Here is a 1,394-nt window from a genome sequence, read left to right as displayed (position 1 = left end):
TCAGTACCTCACAAAGCCGGTTAGTTAGAACGTCTGCTTGCTGAAGATGTGTCCAAACACCAGCAGCAAGCAGACAGTGAAATCCACGAAGACCAGCTCCTTAACTTCCTCGTCAACCGGCTTGACGAGGAAGTTTCTCTGAACCTCGCCAACAACGCTGAAATCGATGCACAGGACATCTACGAGGTCCTCGTCGGCGCGACCGCCGACGGGACCTCGATTTCGACGCTATGCAACTCCAGTGAAGACTCGCCATCGGCGAACACGATCCTCTACCACCTCCGGACGAAGTTCGAGCCGGAACGGCTCGAACGAGTCGCCAATACCCTTCTTCGGCAAGATATCGTCGAACTGCTCCCCGAGCAGGTGGAGGTCTGCGCAGACCTCCACCTGCGGCCCTACTACGGTGATGAAGACGACACGGAGAACCTCTATCACTCGGAGGCCAAGCGTGGAACCACCGCGTTCCACGCCTACGCCACATTCTACGCACGCGTGAGGAACAAACGCTACACGCTGGCGGTGCGCCGTCTCGAAGACGGCGACACCGCCAGCAGCGTCCTCGCTGAGTTTCTTGGTGTGCTCGACGGCCTTGACCTCGGTGTCAAGGCCGTCTACCTCGATCGCGGATTCTACGACAGCAAGTGTCTCACGTTACTCCAGGCGCACAACTACGCCTACGTGATCCCGATCATCCAGTGGGGTGAGGCGATTCAGCAGGAACTCTCGAAAGGATGGAGCCGCGTCATCGACCACGATCTGACAGGGAAACTCGACGGTCACAGCTGGACCGTCGAGTTTCCCGTCCACATCGACTGTACGTACCTGAATGGACGGTATGATGAGAACGGTGTGGCGCGTCACGGCTACGCCGCTGACGCGCCGTTCATCGAGAACCCACACGACGCTCGATACCATTACTCCAAACGTTTCGGTATCGAATCGAGCTATCGCTTGTCCGAGCAAGCGATAGCGACGACAACAACGCGAGACGCAACGGTGAGACTGCTGTACGTTGTGGTGAGTCTGCTGTTACAGAACGCCTGGCGGTATCTCCACTACGAATATGTGGCGACGCCCCGCCGAGGCGGGCGTCGCCTCTGGTGGTGGCCGTACAAGGAGTTCGTGAATATGGTTCGACGGGCCGCGTGGACGGCCCTCGCGGTGCGTCGGGCCGTCCCCGCCAACCGCCCACCGGACGACCGGTTCCACCGGTAATCACCGACCGAGGACGCCACCTTGTGAGTGGCTACGCTGTCGCGTCGGCGGCTGACCGCCGCCGACAGCGACAGCTCCGCCTGTGATCAGCGTTCTTCGACCGCTATCGACGGCTCATCCCAACAGAAGAGGTGACTCAGGTCAGGTCACCTGACGATGCTTTGTGAGGTACTGAG

The 1,394-nt window shown here is 59.6% G+C and carries 1 protein-coding gene; it reads left to right on the top strand.

What is annotated here, in order from left to right; all coding sequences use genetic code 11:
• Nucleotides 1-48 precede the first annotated feature (48 nt).
• A complete protein-coding gene (locus VI123_RS19200) occupies nucleotides 49-1,218 on the top strand; it encodes an ISH3 family transposase (protein ID WP_336339681.1) in 1,170 nt (389 codons plus the stop codon).
• Nucleotides 1,219-1,394 lie beyond the last annotated feature (176 nt).

The sequence above is a fragment of the Haloarcula sp. DT43 genome (genome assembly GCF_037078405.1).
Taxonomy (GTDB): Archaea; Halobacteriota; Halobacteria; order Halobacteriales; family Haloarculaceae; genus Haloarcula; species Haloarcula brevis.
This window is presented reverse-complemented; position numbering and strand designations above follow the sequence as displayed.